Here is a 15,869-nt window from a genome sequence, read left to right as displayed (position 1 = left end):
ACTAACTTTCTCTGCTTAGTATCTGCTTAACTCGCGCACGCCTAAGCTTCGCGAAAGCTCGATCAGATGCAATGAATCCACGGATCATGTGCGGTACGAGACGGGTCGGATCGACGGGCTGGCCGTTCTGGCTGACCAGCGCCGCGTAGGCGACGAGATCGCGATGGAGATCCGCCGGGAGGTCCACAGTGACACGAACCGGCTTTTCATCAGGTATTTCGGTGATACGCAACTTCGTCATCGAGGCAGTGCCTTTACGTGCCAAGGTTTCAGGATCAGGTCGCGATTCAGAATGAGGGTGAACGGCAGCCCCGGCCGGTCGGTCAGGGTGGGCTGGACGTTGAGGCTGCGGTCGATCAGGCGGTTGCCGACCATGGAGAAGCCGTTGCTGGCGCCGGAGCGGATTGCCTGCATGAGATTGTTTTCATTCCACGACGTGCCCGCCTCCGAACCCACGCTGAGCAGGGTCGTGACCAGAGCCGCCTTGAAAAGCTGACCCCAGTGATTGTTCACCTCGTCGGACAGGCCAGACTGGCCGATAGCGCCGCCGCCCGGCAGTTTTTCCAACACCAGGCTTTCGCCATCGGGAAAGATCAGCCGGGTCCAGATGATCTGGGTGCGCTGCTGCCCGAAGGCAATCCCGCTGTTATAGGCCCCGAACAGCAGGCTTCCCTGCGGGATCAGGAGATAGTGGCCGGTCGGGCTGTCATAGACGTTCTGAGTCACATGGCCGGTAATCTGGCCCGGTAGGTCGGAACTGATTTTCGTGTTTAGCGCACCCGCGATCACGGTGCCTGCCTGAAGGATATAAGGCGAAGCAGGAGGCGCGATCCGATCGGGGCTGAGCGTCGCGCGGTCAGGCTGACCCGCCAGAAAAGCGCGATTGCCAGACTGTGCGTCGGTCGCAGGGGCTGCTGGTCCCGGAGAAGTTGAGGCACCCGATACAGGCGCCGCCGCCTGTGTGCCGACACGGTCACGCTCCCCTGTCTGCACGAACAATTTGCTGGCGATTGCCGCCTCCACCTCCTGCGCTGCCCGGCGATCCTCCCCACCGGATGCGACTTTTCCCTGCTCCTCTGCTTTCAGGATAGTGTGCCCGAGATCGCCGGGCAGCGCGGGACCGAGCTTCGGGACGCCACTGCCGACATAGTCTGAGGGCAGCCCCGCCAGCCCATCGGCGGACGGACGCACATCCGTGTCCTGGCTGGCGGCCAGTGGCGCTTTGTGGCTGCTGTTCTCCAGCGCGTAGCCAAGTGCCAGACCAATGGCGAGCATCCCTCCCCCACCGAGCGCCCAGACCACAGTGCGCGACAGCCGCACGACGCGCGGCCGTTCCGCCCGCAGGCGCAGATCGGGCGGTGGTGATGGATGTGGGGGCGAGGACGTCCCGCCCTCTGCCGGTGATTGCCCGGTCATGACTTCCGTCCATCGGTTCGAACAATGCGCACCCGTTGCTCGGAATGCTTGTCGCCCAGCCGCAGTTCGGCGGCAGCGAACAGCCGGTCCACGATCATCCAGTTCTGCCGCACCCGGTAATTCACCAGTTCCGGCCCGCCATCCGCCCCCAGCACGAACAGAGGGGGCAGTTCCCCCTGCCCGATCCCTGATGGAAAGGCTATATAGACCTTATGACCGTCATCGAACGCCCGGCCAGGCAGCCAGGGCGGCGTCCCGCCTTTCACCGGCTGGATGGCATAGCGGAAATTCAGCGCGTTCAGGTCCAGCCCTGTATCCAGTGGGCTGGCATCATCGGCGGCGCTGTCCTGCCGGTGCAAGGCGATCAGGTCGTCCTCGGGGTAATCCCACGACACCGACGCCATATAGGTGGCGGGGGTGGCACGCAGTTCCGCCAGATAGGTCCGCCGGTCGGTGTTAACGATCAGGTTGGTGGTCAGGTCCGGCCGGGTCGGCTTGACCAGGATATGGATACGCTTCGTCGCCCCTGCCCCGCTTTCGGTATCACCGATGATCCAACGTACGGTGTCACCTGCCGCCACGGGTCCGGTGCCGACCAGCTTCTCGCCTGGCTGGAGCATGATGTCGGTGATTTCGCCGGGCGATGCATAGACCTGATAGAGGGCACCCGGAGAATAAGAATAGACCTGCACCGCGTTGATGAACCCGGCTCGCGTGGGCTGGATGCGCGCTGCCAGATTGGCCTGTGTCACACGCGCTGTCGGGTCGGCAGCCTCGGGGGCCGGATGGGCCGTGCGTCGCGACGGCAGCGGCTTGAGCTGCCCCGGCAGGGGAAGTGGCTGCGGGACTTCGACGACCTGTACCGGTTTCGGCGGATCCGGCAGACGTGTCGCCTGAACAGCGTCATCATAGCGGATGACCGGCGGATGGTAATGCTGCGCGCAGCCGGCCAGGGGCAGGATCAGCAGCGGCAGGACACGAAGAGCACGACGGATCATTGGCTCAGCTCCTTCGACCAGTTGATGGCAGAGACGTAGATGCCCAGAGGGTTTTTCCGAAGGTGATCCGCGTCGCGGGGTGTACGCAGAACGACCGACACAATGGCGGTCCAGCGCTCGGTGCCGGTGAAAGCGCCGTCGCGGTAATGACGCTCGGTCCAGGCGACCCGGAAGCTGCCGGGCGAGGCCCGGATCACCGAGGCGATGTCCACCTCGATCTGCTCATGCCCGATGCGCGAGAACGGATCATTCAGACGGGCATAATCGTTGAGCGTCTGCGCGCCTGACGTGGTGGTGAAATCATAGGACCGCAGCCAGTTCTGCCGGACCACAACGGGGTCCGACGACAGGGCGCGCACGTCGTGAACGAACTGCGCCAGATACCAGGCGATCTGCGGATCAGCGGGCATATAGCCCGCTGTTGCGGGGGCCACGACCTGCGCCTGCCCCAGCCGGTCCACCTGCACGACCCACGGCGTGATGGTGCCGCGCGCGGATTGCCAGACCAGCCCTACGCCAAGGCCCGCGGACAGAAACAGGGAGCCGAACGCCATCAGCCGCCAGTTACGGGCCTGGATGCGGGCGGAACCGATCCGTTCATCCCACGCCTGCGCGGCTTTCTGGTACGGGGTGACAGGCTCGGGTGTGGTCCCGTAGCGTGTGGTGGAGCGACGGAACATCGTCCTCATTCCTTTTCCGAAAGATCAATGCTGGAACTTCCGCCCCCGCCATCGGCGGAGCGGATGACATGCGCCGCCTCGGCGGCATGGGCTGCGGCATTGCGGCGCTTCATCTTTTGCGCCCAGCGGGGCGGTTCGCCGGAACCGCCACCAGAAGGACCGCCGTTTCCACCGCCATCACCTCCTCCAGCCGGGCCACCGCCTCCAGAAGGTGCCGGTCCACTATCCCCGGCTCCGCCTTCGCCGCCTTCGCCTCCCTCCCCCATCCCGCGCGCGGCCCAGCGTCCACCGGCGGCATAGCTTTCCTTGAGCGATGAACCGGCACGTGAGGCCGCCCCTTTGACGGCATTCGCGACGTTCCCGCCGACGGCCCGGCCCATACCTCCGATCCCGGCGGCCATGCTGCCCGCACCACCTGATGCGCCAGCAGCACCAGCCGAATAGGCGGAGGTGGCGGCCCCGGCGATCGCGGCCCCGCCCCGCGCGGCGGCAGCCGTGGCGCCGAGGGCTGCGGCACCACCGGATGCGACAGCCCCGACACCGGCCGCAGCAGCAGCGCCCATGGCACCCACCGCCATGCCCGTGCCGACGGCCGCGCCAGCCCCAAGCTGGGGCGCACCGGAGATCAGGCCATTGGCGATGCTGCCGCCAAAAATGGACAGGCCGACAATTGCAAGCGAGGCCAGCACCACCGAGACGGACTGCCCGATCGTGGGAACGTCACTGCCATAGGACGTCGTGAACTGGGCGAACAGAACGGACGCAATGGCGGAAATGACCGCCAGCACCATGATCTTCACGCCCGAGGAGACGACATTGCCCAGCACCTTCTCGGCAAGGAAAGCCGTGCGATTGAACAGGGCGAACGGGATCAGAATGAAACCCGCCAGCGTGGTCAGCTTGAACTCGATCAGCGCCACGAAAAGCTGCACGGCCAGAATGAAGAACGCCGCCAGCACGATCAGCCAGGACAGGCAGAGCACGAAGATCTGGATGAAGTTCGTAAAGAAGGCGACAGGACCAAGCAGATTGTGGACAGAGTCCAGGAGCGGCTGCGCCGCATCGAAGCCCGTGGATGCCAGTCGGCCGGGCCGCAGGAAGTCTCCGAGTGCCAGACTCCCACCTCCGACCTTCAGGCCGAGGGCCGCAAAACTGTCAAAGACGGTCTTCGACAGACTGGAAAAATTGCTGATCAGAAAGGAAAAGAAGCCGATATACAGCGTCTTCTTCACCAGCCGCTGGATGATGTCCTCATCCGCAGCCCAGGCCCAGAACAGGCCAGCCAGTACCATATCCAGCACCGACAGCGTACCTGCCAGCGAAATCACATTCCCCTTCACCAGACCGAAGCCGCTGTCGATGGTGGTGGTGAAGGTATTCAGGAAGGTGTCGATAACGCCCACATTGCCCATCGCCATGGCGGTCAGTTCCCGCTGCTGCCGAACATGGAGACCGAAGTCGGGCTATAGGCATTATATTGGGAAAAATGCTGATACTGAGCTTCGCTCTCGGCTTCGGTGGCAGCATTTCGCGCCCGCTCCAGCGCCGTGGCACGCCCGTTGGCGGCGAGTTCGGCCAGGATGTCGGACAACTGGCGCGACTGAAGTGCTAGAAGCTGATTGCCGGCCTGCGCCGCCTGCAGGGCACCTGTGGAATCCTGGCTGGCCGAAACAAGTTGGGTCATGGCACTGCTGTCGGAAGGAATATTCCCCACAACACGCGCCTGCAGTTTCAGAGCATCTTCAAAGCCGCCTACGGAATTCTGCCACCTTGTCTGCGCCTGGCTGAACAGGGCGCTGTCGGACATGCCCGATGAGACCGACGTATAGGACTGCTGATATTGCTGCTCGACGGACTGGACGCTGTAGGCAATGTTCTGCGCCTGCGCGAGCAGTGCCGTGGTCTGGGAAATCGTTGATTGCAACGATGACAATGTCGAAAGCGGCAGGCTCGCCAGATTACGTCCCTGATTGACCAGCATCTGTGCCTGGTTGGCCAGCGAGGTGATCTGATTATCGATCTGCTGGAGGGTCCGTGCCGCGATGAGAACATTCTGGACATGGTTGGCTCCATCATACACAGCCCATTGTGCCCGGGCCTCCGGCACGCCAATCGACAACAGGGCCGCTGCACCGCAGAAAAAGATCACCTGCCTCATGACACGTCCCCTTCCCGCAGAAGGTCCGCAGCCCATGACACGCCACGCACGTCGAACCAGGCAGACAGAAAGCCACCACGTCCGTGTTCCGCCAGCACACTGTCGATCTGCCGGTGATCGTCCTTGCCGGAGGCCGCGCACAGCGCCAGGGCAACAGGACCAAGCCCAAGTTCAAACAACCGGTTGCCCCGTTGCGTCTGGCAGTAATACTCCCGCTTCGAGGCCGCACGGGCGATGATGGCAATCTGCCGGTCGTTCAGGCCGAAGTCCCGATAAAGCGCCATGATCTGCGGCTCGATCGCCCGCTCATTGGGCAGGAAAATGCGCGTCGGACAGCTTTCCACCACCGCCGGGGCAATGCGGGAATTGGCAATATCCGACAGGGACTGCGTGGCGAAGATGACGCTGGCGTTCTTCTTGCGCAGCGTTTTCAGCCATTCCCGGAGCTGGCCGGCAAAATCGCCGTCATCCAGCACCAGCCAGCCCTCGTCGATCACCAGCAGGGTCGGCCGGCCATCCAGATGGCCCTCAATGCGATGGAACAGATAGGACAGCACGGAAGAGGCTGCGCCAGAACCGATCAGCCCCTCCGTCTCGAACACCACCACATCGGCATCGCCCAGACGCTCGACATCCGCGTCGAGCAGGCGACCATAAGGGCCACCCAGGCAGTATGGCGTCAGGGCCTGCTTCAGAGCGTTGGACTGGAGGAGTGCGACCAGACCTGAGATCGTGCGTTCATAATCGGGCGAAGACGCTAGGGAATTCAGGGCCGACCAAAGGTGAGACTTCACCTCCGGGGTCAGCGTTACCCCTTCACCGACAAGGATCTGGCCGAGCCATTCGCTGGCCCATTTCCGTTCGTCGGGATCATCAATTCGCGCCAGAGGCTGGAGCGAGACACTGCCACCCTGTTCTCCCGACAGATCAGCGTCTGTCAGCCCACCGCCGAGATCGTGCCAGTCACCGCCCATCGCCAGCGTTGCCGCCCGCATCGACCCGCCAAAATCGAAGGCGAAAATCTGCGATCCCGCATAGCGACGGAACTGCAACGCCATCAACGCCAGCAGGACAGATTTGCCCGCGCCTGTCGGTCCCGCGATCAGCATATGCCCCACATCGCCGACGTGAAGGCTGAACCGGAACGGTGTGGCACCCGCCGTCCTGCCGTAGAACAGAGGGGCTGCCCTGAAATGCCCGTCCTGCTCCGGCCCGGCCCACACGGCAGAGAGCGGAATCATATGCGCCAGATTCAGGGTCGAGACCGGGGGCTGACGCACATTGGCGTAGACATGGCCGGGCAGACTCCCCAGCCACGCTTCCACCGCGTTCAGGCTTTCCACCATGCAGGTGAAGTCGCGGCCCTGAATGATCTTTTCGACCAGACGAAGCTTTTCGTCCGCGATGGAGGCTGACCCATCCCAGACCGTGACGGTCGCGGTGATATAGGCCTGCCCGACATCGTCAGCACCAAGGGACTGCAAAGCCAGATCGGCGTCGGCCGCCTTGTTGGCGGCGTCGTTGTCCACGAGGACCGAAGCCTCATTGGTCATCACCTCCCGGACGATGGCTGCAATGCTCTTGCGCTTTGCAAACCATTGCCGCCGGATCTTCGTCAGAACCTTGGTGGCGTCGGTCTTGTCGAGCAGGATGGCACGGGTAGACCAGCGATACGGCATCGCCAGCCGGTTCAGATCGTCCAGAATTCCGGGAAAGGTGCGGCTGGGGAAACCGGTGATCGTCAGCGTCTTGAGGAAAGCATCGCCGAGTTTCGGCTCCAGACCACCCGCCAGCGGCTGGTCCACCAGGAGCGCATCAAGATGCATCGGAATTTCCGACACTCTGACGCGCTGGTTCCGGGTTGAAATGGTCGAATGCAAATAGGTCAGGGTTTCGCCGTCATCCAGCCACGTTGCTTCGGGCATGAAACCATCGAGTAAAGCGAGAAGACGATCACTACGATCAATGAAGGAATTCAATATGCCGTGCGGATCGGGGCCGTCCCGTTCCCTGCCTTCATAGAGAAAATGCTCGGCTCGGCCCGATGATTCCGCCGGTGGCAGCCAGACCAGGGTCAGGAAATACCGGCTCTCGAAATGCGCGCCGTCGTCCTCGAACTGCTCCCGGCGCTCCAGATCGACCATCTGACTAGCCGCATCGGGAAAATCGCTGTCGGGATAAAGCGTGGCGGGAACGCGCTGCGCCTCCACGAACACCGCCCAGCCGGAGCCAAGGCGACGCAGGGCATTGTTCAACCTACCGGTCACACCGACCAGTTCCGCTGGTGTCGCACTGTCCAGATCAGGGCCACGAATTTTTGCCGTGCGCTGGAAACTGCCGTCCTTGTTCAGCACTACACCTTTCTCAACGAGCGCGGCCCAGGGCAGGAAATCAGACAGGAGGGCGGCACGACTGCGATATTCGCCAAGCGACATCATCGCCCTGCCCTCCTTAGACCCGCAACCAGGCGGGATAGCGCAGATGCCGCCGCCCCACCTCGATGAAGAAAGGATCGCGCCTGGCACCCCAGACCGCGAGCCCATGACCCACGATCCAGAATGCGGCCCCGATCAGCCACAGCCGCAGGCCAAGGGCGATCGCAGCCGCCAGCGTGCCATTAGCGATGGCGACAGCACGGGGCGCGCCACCCAGCAGGATCGGGTCGGTCAGCGAGCGATGCACCGGGACATGGAAGCCCGGCACCGCGTCATCGTCATATCCCGCCATCAGATTAGCGCTCCGCCCGAGAAGGAGAAGAACGACAGGAAGAAGCTGGACGCTGCAAAAGCGATGCTTAGTCCAAAGACAATCTGGATCAGGCGGCGGAACCCGCCGGATGTTTCCCCGAAGGCCAGGGTCAGACCCGTGACCGTGATGATGATCACCGAGATGATTTTCGCCACCGGTCCCTGCACGGATTCCAGAATCTCGTTCAGGGGCGTTTCCCACGGCATGCTGGATCCTGACGCCCATGCCGATGACGCGAAAGCAAGCGACAGCAGCATGGAGGTTCCAAACACACGCAGATCCGGCACATGCCGGTCAGGACGTGCGACAGCGCGCACCACGGCGCGCAGACGTGAAGGCGGCATCATGATGATTCTCCATTGGCAGAGAATGGTGTTTCGGGAGAAGAGAGGCTGACCGGACGGATGCGATAGGTTCCGGTCGTGGGATCGAGACCGTCAATTTCCGCCAGTTCGGACAGGCGGCGGGAATTGCCGCGCCCGGACAGGACCGCGATCACATCGATGGTTTCGGCGATCATGGCGCGCGGCACCGTGACCACCGCCTCCTGGATGAGTTGTTCCAGCCGATACAGAGCAGCCAGCACCGATCCGGCGTGCAGGGTGCCGATGCCACCCGGATGGCCGGTGCCCCATGCCTTGACCAGATCGAGGGCTTCGGCCCCGCGCACCTCACCGATGGGAATACGGTCAGGACGCAGACGTAGACCGGACCGGACAAGGTCCGAAAGGGTAATCACGCCTTCACGGGTCCGCAGGGCGATGAGATTGGGCGCCATGCATTGCAACTCGCGCGTGTCCTCGATCAGGACGACGCGATCGCCGGTTTTCGCGACCTCGGCCAGCAGGGCGTTGACCAGCGTGGTCTTGCCCGTGGATGTGCCGCCTGCGACCAGGATGTTCTTCCGTTCCGAAACAGCGCGGCGCAGAGATACCGCCAGCCCTTCTGTCATGATCCCGGCGGCGACATAGTCATCGAGGGTGAACACCGCGACGGCGGGCTTGCGGATCGCGAAACTGGGGGCCGTCACCACGGGCGGCAGCAATCCCTCGAACCGTTCGCCGGTTGGCAACTCGGCCGAGACACGGGGCGCACCCTCATGCACCTCAGCCCCGACGTGGTGTGCAACCAGACGCACGATGCGCTCGGCGTCGGCAGGTGTGATGGTTTCGCCCGTGTTGGCCATGCCCTCTGACAGCCGATCGATCCACAGCCGCCCATCGGGATTAAGCATGACCTCGACCACAGAGGGATCGGCAAGGTGCCGGGCAATCGCCGGCCCCATCGCTGTGCGCAGCATGGACACGCCGCGCACTCTGGCCCCTTCATGGATGACGGAAACCGACATGACCTTCCCCCGTATGGGCCGCACGCGACGGACGAACAGCGACGGGGATCATTAAGAAAGGCTGGAAACAGCGCGTTTCAACAAGAATTCAGAGGTCGTAGAACGGCGGCGAAACACAGGGCAAAAATACTTGCGGGGTGCGGATTTTACGCCTCCGGTTCATCCCGTGCGCCGGGGTCCAAAACATCCTCCGGGATTTCCTGCTGGAGTCTTGGCCCCTGGGCCAGCCTACGGCCGAGGGCGGCGACAAAATTATCGTAGCGCACCCCGGCCTGCGCGCGCGCCGCCTTCGCGGCCGGTTCGGGCAGCGGCGGGGTCGTGGTCAGCCAGAAACGGATGAACAGCGCTAGTGTCTCCACCGTGATGCCGATATCGCGCTCCAGCCGCGCGAGACGTCGGTCCTGCCGGTCGAGGCGCTTCGATGTAGCAGCCTCGCGGCGCTCTTCCCCGTCGGGCGAGAGGAAGGAAGCAACGGCGGCCTCGACGATCAGCGACATCGGCTGCGCGCGTCGCGCGGCATAGGCAGACAGGGTCTTCATCACATCGGGATCGAGATAGACGGAGATCTGGGCCTTCTTTTTCGGTATCGCCATGTCTGCCTCACAGTCCAAGCTCATCGCCACGGTCGAGCGACGCCTGCCGGGCGATGCCGCGCCTGAGATCGTTCATCCGGTTGTTGCGGGGCGCGATGTCGTCGAACTCATCGACCGGATCGGGCGTGAACTCGTTCTCCAACGGCTCCTTTTTCTCGACAGTGCCTTCGTCCAGTTCGGGCTGATGGCGTCGGGCGGACTGCTTCGGGTCTTCTTCCTCATCGTCCCCTGTCCGCGTTTCGGCCGCCGCATCGGGTGCCGGCGGCCTGGGCGGCAGGGGACGGCTACTCCAGTCGTCCGGGCACCCATCCTTCGGGGGCGTAGGCTTTGGCGGCGGCAGAATGCGTTCCTGGAAGCGCGCATCCTCGAAGTAACGGGCCTTCTTCGCACGGATCGGATAGAGGCCGGAGGCCATGACGATCTCATCCGCTGGCGGGAGCTGCATGACTTCTCCCGCCGTCAGCAGCGGGCGTGCCGTCTCCGAGCGCGAAACCATCAGATGGCCCAGCCAGGGCGAAAGACGGTGGCCCGCGTAGTTCTTCATCGCCTTCATCTCGGTGGCGGTCCCGAGCGCGTCGGAGACACGTTTTGCCGTCCGTTCGTCGTTGGTGGCGAAGCTCACCCGGACATGACAGTTGTCGAGGATCGAATTGTTCGGCCCGTAGGCCCGCTCGATCTGGTTGAGGGACTGGGCGATCAGGAAGCTCTTGATCCGGTAGCCCGCCATGAAGGCCAGCGCCGATTCAAAGAAATCCAGCCGCCCGAGGGCCGGGAATTCGTCGAGCATCAGCAGCACACGTCGCCGCCGCGCCGCGGCATCAAGGTCTTCCGTCAGGCGCCGGCCGATCTGGTTCAGCACCAGACGGATCAGTGGCTTGGTGCGGCTGATGTCCGATGGCGGCACGGTCAGATAGAGCGTCACCGGGCGATCACCATCAACTATGTCGGATATCCGCCATTCGCAGCGCCGCGTCACCTCCGCAACCACGGGATCGCGATAGAGGCCGAGAAAGGACATGGCGGTGGACAGCACGCCTGACCGCTCGTTGGGAGACTTGTTCAGCAATTCGCGCGCAGCCGAGGCAACGACGGGGTGCGGTCCTTTCTTCCCGAGATGGTTTGTCCGCATCATCGCTGACAGCGTTGTGGCGATCGGGCGTTTCGGGTCCGACAGAAAACTGGCGACACCGGCCAGCGTCTTGTCGGGCTCGGCGTAGAGCACATGCAGGATGGCGCCGACCAGCAGGGAGTGCGAAGTCTTCTCCCAGTGGTTGCGCTTCTCCAGACTGCCTTCCGGGTCCACGAGGATATCGGCGACGTTCTGGGCATCGCGGACTTCCCGCTCCCCACGCCGGATTTCCAGTAACGGGTTGTAGGCAGCGGAGGCCGCATTGGTGGGGTCGAACAGCACGACGCGACCGAAACGGGCACGGAATCCCGCCGTCAGTTCCCAGTTCTCGCCCTTGATGTCGTGGACGATGGCGGAACCCGGCCAGGTCAGAAGCGTAGGAATGACCATGCCGACACCCTTGCCGCTGCGGGTCGGTGCGAAGGTCAGGACATGCTCCGGCCCGTCATGCCGCAGGTAGGCCTTGCCGTACCGGCCAAGCACCACCCCATCCGGGTCAAGCAGCCCGGCCTGGGCGATTTCATCCGACCCTGCCCAGCGCGCCGATCCGTAGGTCTCGATCTTCTTTGCCTCGCGGGCGCGATGGACAGACAATGCGACGGCAGCGGCAAAGGCCAGCACGCCGCCAGATCCAGCGATCCAGGCGCCGCGTGCGAACACAGCCGGGGCATAGGCATCGAAGACATACCACCACCAGAAGAACAGCGGTGGGGCATAGACCGGCCAACGGTGAAACAGCACGAACCAGGGCCGCCCGAGTTCAGGTTGAAAGGCCAGTTCCCATGCTGTCCATTCGGTTGCAGTCCACCAGGACAGGACGATCATGGACAGGACCACCGCGACCTGTCCCCATTGAATACGTGTTCCGGGCTGTTCCATCTGCGCTCTCCGATCCATAGGAGAAACAGCGGACAGCCGTCATTTTATCGGAAGCAAGCAGCTTGTTGCCCCGATCGTGCCCGGTCGTTCAGGAGCGAAAAAATACTTGCAGGGTGCGGCAGGCTCTCGAATTCTCTCAGAATACGCGCACGATCTGCATTAAGGAGTCGAGACTTGGCAAGGCAAGTTATTCATACCCCAGCGTCTCATGCACAACAGGATGCCAAGACGGCAGTTACTAGCGGAAACGTCGAAGAAGATCAGCAGATACTTGACGGCGTGATCGACGCAATGAAAGAATTGCATGAACAACTGGGCTTTCTGAGCAACAAGTTCTTCAACCTTTAACCCGTCACCGTGTTTCGCTATTATTCCGACCACATAGCATATACAGGAAGACCGTTTTTCCTTACTCGACACAAAATTCGTGTGATCCTTGGGATTACTCAAAAAGCTCCAAGACGTATGCGCACACCGTATGTGCCGAATGTATTGCAAGCCTTGCATGACGCGGCTTGATTGTAATGTTCTGAAACTGTTCTTCCGATCTCCCATGCGCACTGCTTTTGGCATTACGCAGATGTGCAATGCCATCAACGATACCGTACAAACCTGATGCAATCCTCTTGAGGTCTTTATTATCCCAATCGGCTGGCCTCAGCCCGATCACGTCTGCTGCCGATTTCCAGAGTTCTGCAAGCGTATCAGTTGTATTATAGGCCTTTCGTTTGTGATCAAGATACGCCTTAAGCACAGCCTCAAGAACATTCCCGGCATATTGGGCTGCAGCATGCGGATCTTGTTCGATCTGCGAAAGTGCCCTCTGAATCTCGATATCAACAGATTTGAGTCCATATTTCTTGACGCTCTCATCAAGCGATAGGGTCGATACGGCACCTCCTTTAACGATATTGCCACCCCGAACATATGTCAGCCCTTCGCGTGTCAGGGTCTCGCGGATACGATCTTTTTCTGCCGCCAGCTTCGCAACATGGTCATCAGTGGAATTCAGCCAGAACGTATTCCCAGGTGACTGTTTTTCCAAAAAATCATCTAATATGGAGCCGAGAATTTTCAGCGGTTCATTGCACCTTGAATTAATCTGTCTCAGCCATGCCTGAACTTTCGTCGCCTTGCTTCCGTCTGGGATTGGCTCTGGAGCACCCGAGAATAGAAACAACGCATCTATTTCAGCCTGAGTATAACGATCAGGGAAAATCTGACTTAACAACCCAATAATGCTGGTAGGTATTTTTTCCATCACATTCACAGTGTTAATTACTTTTCCGTTTTGTTTTTAATCGAGAGAAAATGCGACCACAAATTTAACCTATATTTCCCTTTTCTGCCAGCATCTGCGCCGGGCTGGCGGCCCGCATGGCAGGATACCTATGCATGGCCCAAACGGACGAGCATTGAATTTACTGGCCTCCCCGCCCCAAATGTAGTAACGTGACTACATTATGACAGGGAGGCGATGACATGAGCATCACCACACTTTCAAGCCGCGAGTTTAACCAGGATACCAGCCGAGCCAAAAAGGCGGCAGCCGATGGACCGGTGTTCATCACCGACAGGGGCAGGACTGCCCACGTCCTCCTCAGCATTGAGGAATACCGGCGATTGACGAACCACCCACGAAAAATCGCGGACGCGCTGGCGATGCCGGGACTGGCAGATATCGAGTTCGACCCACCCCGCGCGAATATCACGCTTCGATCGGCCGATTTTTCTTGATGTTCCTGCTGGACACGAACGTCGTTTCAGAATTGAGAAAGGTCCGCGCCGGAAAGTCCGATCCGAACGTCGCGAAATGGGCCGATAGTGTCGACGCGGAAAGTCTGTACCTCTCCGCCATAACCGTCATGGAACTGGAGACCGGAATCCTGCGTATGGAGCGGCGGGACGAAACGACGGGTATGATCCTGCGGACGTGGCTGGATCGGTATGTCCTTCCGGCGTTCGAGGGGCGGATTTTACCCGTCGATGCATCGGTGGCCCTGCGCTGCGCCCGATTGCATGTGCCTAACCCCCGCTCAGAGCGTGATGCGCTCATCGCCGCGACCGCGCTGGTGCATGGCAAGACGGTCGTGACCCGCAACATCGTGGATTTCCTGCCATGCGGCGTCCCCCTGCTCAATCCGTGGGAACCTCAACCGGACTAACTTGCGCGCCACTCATAAACCAAGCCCCCGATTACGGGTAAAGCTCCAGTCAATCCCGCCATCACCGCGCGTAACCCCGGACACATGCTGGCCTCGCTGCTTCTCCAGCGATGGCGTCCACGGCACGAGCTGGAACTGAAGCCCGTCATCGATCATCGCATAGCGACCCGAGGCCAGCACCATGCGCTGACGATAGGTACCCGTGACGTAATCTCCCGATGCCGACTGGCTGAACGTCCGGCCCGTCTCGGTGGCCAGCCGCTCTCCGACTTCCTGAACCTCGCGATCCCGCAATTTCCCGATCAGGTTGCGCGCCAACACCAATCCCTGTGCGCGGCGCTCGGCAAGCCCCTGCTCGATCAACTGCTCCGTGCGCCGCTCCATCGCCTCGCGCACTTCGGCACCGAAGCCCGCCTGCCCCAATGCAACAGGATCGCGCGCCACTGCCTGCCGGTCGAGCCAGGTAGCCCCGCGCGCCATCACCTGATCCTCGATCGACAGGTCAGAACGAACAGCCAGCGCAACACGACGCTGCCCCTTCCTGTCATCGAAGGCGCGCAGTTCCACCACCGAACCCATTACACTGTCCCCCGTCGCATCGAGATCGGGAAAGCGGATATGATGCGTACGCCCGTCCACGCCGTCGATGACCGCATAGGCCGTGCCTTTCAGTTCATCGTCCAGACCACGATCAACCAGCCTGCCGATGACGGGAACATCCAGGCTTTCGCCCGCCAGCACATAACTCGACGTGCTCCGCTCGATCCCGCGCTCGGTCAGCGATCGGTGGATGCGCTTGATGATGTCGCCGCGTTCGCCCAGTTCGCGCAACGTCGCCTCGGCGGACTCATCCAGCATCCATTGCCCCTGCCCGACCTGATGGGCGAGACCAAGCCCTTCCAGCCGACGCAGACGTCCGACCTTCAATGCCCCGAACGGATCAGGCTGCCGATCCGGCGCTGGCGCCATGTCGATGATGCCGTTGCGGCCCGCATCACGGGTCAGTTGCCGGTCAAGCTGGGTCCAGTATTCGGCATCGACCTGACGTTCCAGCGCACGATGAATTTCAACATCATTGCGCAGCCCGAGTTCCTGCGTCACCAGATCCTGGGCGCGAGCACGCAGGCCCTCCTTGATATAGTCGCGGGAGATTACGAGATCGCTACCATCCTCGGCCACGCCACGCACAAGAATGTGGACATGGGGGTGCTGGGTGTTCCAGTGGTCCACCCCCACCCAGTCCAGCTTCGTGCCGAGGTCTTTTTCCATCTGCCCGACCAGTTCGCGGGCGTAACCCTTGAGGTCAGCCATATCGGGGGCATCTTCAGGCGAGACGATGAAACGGAAATGGTGACGGTCGTCCTCGCAGCGTTCGGCGAACGCCTTCGGGTCGGCATCGTCGATGCCGGGGCCGAAGAGCCGCGCCTTCTCGCCATCCTTCGTCACCCCGTCCCGGCGCAGGTAGCGAAGATGGGCGGCGAGTGGCGCCTTGCGCCCACTGTGGCGTACGACACGGGCCTTAACGGTCACGCGACGGGCACGGCTGGTCAGTAGGCGGTTGGCCCTGGCTGCCGCGACACGGCCACGCCCGAAGGACGAACGGGAACCGCCGCCGCTGCGGCCCGATCGGAACCCGCCACCTCCGGCGCGCTGGGCCGAAGCGAGGGCCTGGGCGACGAAGGGCTTGAGCCGCTGGGCGCGCGGCGAGCGGATACGACCCAGACGGGGCTGGAAGTCATTCTCGCGCGCCATCGG

The 15,869-nt window shown here is 62.0% G+C and carries 17 protein-coding genes; 3 read left to right on the top strand and 14 right to left on the bottom strand.

Features of this window, described 5'->3' with window-relative positions; genetic code table 11:
- Position 1 precedes the first annotated feature (1 nt).
- The 12 genes from AC1RQ9_RS00230 to AC1RQ9_RS00175 all read right to left on the bottom strand — a co-directional run bounded on the left by AC1RQ9_RS00230 (position 2) and on the right by AC1RQ9_RS00175 (position 11,949).
- Positions 2-241, bottom strand: a complete 240-nt coding sequence (locus AC1RQ9_RS00230; RefSeq protein WP_078527195.1) for a DUF2274 domain-containing protein — start codon at positions 239-241, stop codon at positions 2-4.
- On the bottom strand, positions 238-1,416 hold the full coding sequence (locus AC1RQ9_RS00225) for a TraB/TrbI/VirB10 family type IV secretion system protein (protein WP_078527193.1): 1,179 nt from the start codon (positions 1,414-1,416) through the stop codon (positions 238-240). Before AC1RQ9_RS00225 ends, AC1RQ9_RS00230 begins: the two co-directional genes overlap by 4 nt.
- Positions 1,413-2,414, bottom strand: coding sequence for a P-type conjugative transfer protein TrbG (gene trbG / locus AC1RQ9_RS00220; protein WP_207845737.1), 1,002 nt, complete (start codon positions 2,412-2,414; stop codon positions 1,413-1,415). The genes AC1RQ9_RS00225 and trbG overlap by 4 nt, the downstream gene beginning before the upstream one ends.
- Positions 2,411-3,094: a conjugal transfer protein TrbF gene (trbF, locus tag AC1RQ9_RS00215; protein WP_078527191.1), complete on the bottom strand. Its 684-nt coding sequence runs from the start codon at positions 3,092-3,094 to the stop codon at positions 2,411-2,413. The genes trbG and trbF overlap by 4 nt, the downstream gene beginning before the upstream one ends.
- Before the next feature lie 5 nt (positions 3,095-3,099).
- On the bottom strand, positions 3,100-4,512 hold the full coding sequence (gene trbL / locus AC1RQ9_RS00210; protein ID WP_078527189.1) for a P-type conjugative transfer protein TrbL: 1,413 nt from the start codon (positions 4,510-4,512) through the stop codon (positions 3,100-3,102).
- 5 nt (positions 4,513-4,517) lie between these two features.
- A complete protein-coding gene (gene trbJ / locus AC1RQ9_RS00205; protein WP_078527187.1) occupies positions 4,518-5,252 on the bottom strand; it encodes a P-type conjugative transfer protein TrbJ in 735 nt (244 codons plus the stop codon).
- Positions 5,249-7,690 (bottom strand): conjugal transfer protein TrbE, encoded by a 2,442-nt coding sequence (gene trbE, locus AC1RQ9_RS00200; protein WP_078527185.1) that lies wholly within the window; start codon positions 7,688-7,690, stop codon positions 5,249-5,251. The genes trbJ and trbE overlap by 4 nt, the downstream gene beginning before the upstream one ends.
- Positions 7,691-7,703: 13 nt before the next feature.
- Entirely contained in the window at positions 7,704-7,979 is a 276-nt protein-coding gene (locus tag AC1RQ9_RS00195; RefSeq protein WP_078527183.1) for a VirB3 family type IV secretion system protein, read from the bottom strand.
- Positions 7,979-8,347 (bottom strand): TrbC/VirB2 family type IV secretion system protein, encoded by a 369-nt coding sequence (locus AC1RQ9_RS00190; protein ID WP_078527181.1) that lies wholly within the window; start codon positions 8,345-8,347, stop codon positions 7,979-7,981. Before AC1RQ9_RS00190 ends, AC1RQ9_RS00195 begins: the two co-directional genes overlap by 1 nt.
- On the bottom strand, positions 8,344-9,300 hold the full coding sequence (gene trbB, locus AC1RQ9_RS00185) for a P-type conjugative transfer ATPase TrbB (RefSeq protein ID WP_078528175.1): 957 nt from the start codon (positions 9,298-9,300) through the stop codon (positions 8,344-8,346). The genes AC1RQ9_RS00190 and trbB overlap by 4 nt, the downstream gene beginning before the upstream one ends.
- A 194-nt stretch (positions 9,301-9,494) precedes the next feature.
- Positions 9,495-9,941, bottom strand: a complete 447-nt coding sequence (locus tag AC1RQ9_RS00180) for a hypothetical protein (protein WP_023979799.1) — start codon at positions 9,939-9,941, stop codon at positions 9,495-9,497.
- Between the two features lie 7 nt (positions 9,942-9,948).
- Positions 9,949-11,949, bottom strand: coding sequence for a conjugal transfer protein TraG (locus AC1RQ9_RS00175; protein ID WP_078527179.1), 2,001 nt, complete (start codon positions 11,947-11,949; stop codon positions 9,949-9,951).
- A 174-nt stretch (positions 11,950-12,123) separates the two neighbouring features.
- Here AC1RQ9_RS00175 and AC1RQ9_RS00170 point away from each other — a divergent pair, with 174 nt between their 5' ends.
- Positions 12,124-12,297 (top strand): hypothetical protein, encoded by a 174-nt coding sequence (locus tag AC1RQ9_RS00170; protein ID WP_165399215.1) that lies wholly within the window; start codon positions 12,124-12,126, stop codon positions 12,295-12,297.
- 94 nt (positions 12,298-12,391) lie between these two features.
- Here the strand turns inward: AC1RQ9_RS00170 and AC1RQ9_RS00165 are convergent, their stop codons facing one another.
- Complete coding sequence (locus AC1RQ9_RS00165) at positions 12,392-13,210, bottom strand: abortive infection family protein (protein WP_078527177.1); 819 nt, start codon at positions 13,208-13,210, stop codon at positions 12,392-12,394.
- 221 nt (positions 13,211-13,431) lie between these two features.
- On the opposite strand from AC1RQ9_RS00165, the gene AC1RQ9_RS00160 reads away from it, so the two are divergent.
- Entirely contained in the window at positions 13,432-13,686 is a 255-nt protein-coding gene (locus AC1RQ9_RS00160) for a type II toxin-antitoxin system Phd/YefM family antitoxin (protein WP_078527175.1), read from the top strand.
- A complete protein-coding gene (locus tag AC1RQ9_RS00155) occupies positions 13,686-14,114 on the top strand; it encodes a type II toxin-antitoxin system VapC family toxin (protein ID WP_078527173.1) in 429 nt (142 codons plus the stop codon). Before AC1RQ9_RS00160 ends, AC1RQ9_RS00155 begins: the two co-directional genes overlap by 1 nt.
- 12 nt (positions 14,115-14,126) lie before the next feature.
- Here the strand turns inward: AC1RQ9_RS00155 and AC1RQ9_RS00150 are convergent, their stop codons facing one another.
- Positions 14,127-15,866, bottom strand: a complete 1,740-nt coding sequence (locus tag AC1RQ9_RS00150; RefSeq protein WP_078527171.1) for a relaxase/mobilization nuclease domain-containing protein — start codon at positions 15,864-15,866, stop codon at positions 14,127-14,129.
- Positions 15,867-15,869 lie beyond the last annotated feature (3 nt).

This window comes from Komagataeibacter ossonobensis, assembly GCF_057359305.1.
This window is presented reverse-complemented; position numbering and strand designations above follow the sequence as displayed.

Coding starts and splice junctions, on each gene's coding strand:
- AC1RQ9_RS00230 (WP_078527195.1), bottom strand. CDS start 241: ATGACGAAGTTGCGTATCACCGAAATACCTGATGAAAAGCCGGTTCGT.
- AC1RQ9_RS00225 (WP_078527193.1), bottom strand. CDS start 1,416: ATGACCGGGCAATCACCGGCAGAGGGCGGGACGTCCTCGCCCCCACAT.
- trbG (WP_207845737.1), bottom strand. CDS start 2,414: ATGATCCGTCGTGCTCTTCGTGTCCTGCCGCTGCTGATCCTGCCCCTG.
- trbF (WP_078527191.1), bottom strand. CDS start 3,094: ATGTTCCGTCGCTCCACCACACGCTACGGGACCACACCCGAGCCTGTC.
- trbL (WP_078527189.1), bottom strand. CDS start 4,512: ATGGCGATGGGCAATGTGGGCGTTATCGACACCTTCCTGAATACCTTC.
- trbJ (WP_078527187.1), bottom strand. CDS start 5,252: ATGAGGCAGGTGATCTTTTTCTGCGGTGCAGCGGCCCTGTTGTCGATT.
- trbE (WP_078527185.1), bottom strand. CDS start 7,690: ATGATGTCGCTTGGCGAATATCGCAGTCGTGCCGCCCTCCTGTCTGAT.
- AC1RQ9_RS00195 (WP_078527183.1), bottom strand. CDS start 7,979: ATGGCGGGATATGACGATGACGCGGTGCCGGGCTTCCATGTCCCGGTG.
- AC1RQ9_RS00190 (WP_078527181.1), bottom strand. CDS start 8,347: ATGATGCCGCCTTCACGTCTGCGCGCCGTGGTGCGCGCTGTCGCACGT.
- trbB (WP_078528175.1), bottom strand. CDS start 9,300: ATGCTGCGCACAGCGATGGGGCCGGCGATTGCCCGGCACCTTGCCGAT.
- AC1RQ9_RS00180 (WP_023979799.1), bottom strand. CDS start 9,941: ATGGCGATACCGAAAAAGAAGGCCCAGATCTCCGTCTATCTCGATCCC.
- AC1RQ9_RS00175 (WP_078527179.1), bottom strand. CDS start 11,949: ATGGAACAGCCCGGAACACGTATTCAATGGGGACAGGTCGCGGTGGTC.
- AC1RQ9_RS00165 (WP_078527177.1), bottom strand. CDS start 13,210: ATGGAAAAAATACCTACCAGCATTATTGGGTTGTTAAGTCAGATTTTC.
- AC1RQ9_RS00160 (WP_078527175.1), top strand. CDS start 13,432: ATGAGCATCACCACACTTTCAAGCCGCGAGTTTAACCAGGATACCAGC.
- AC1RQ9_RS00155 (WP_078527173.1), top strand. CDS start 13,686: ATGTTCCTGCTGGACACGAACGTCGTTTCAGAATTGAGAAAGGTCCGC.
- AC1RQ9_RS00150 (WP_078527171.1), bottom strand. CDS start 15,866: ATGGCGCGCGAGAATGACTTCCAGCCCCGTCTGGGTCGTATCCGCTCG.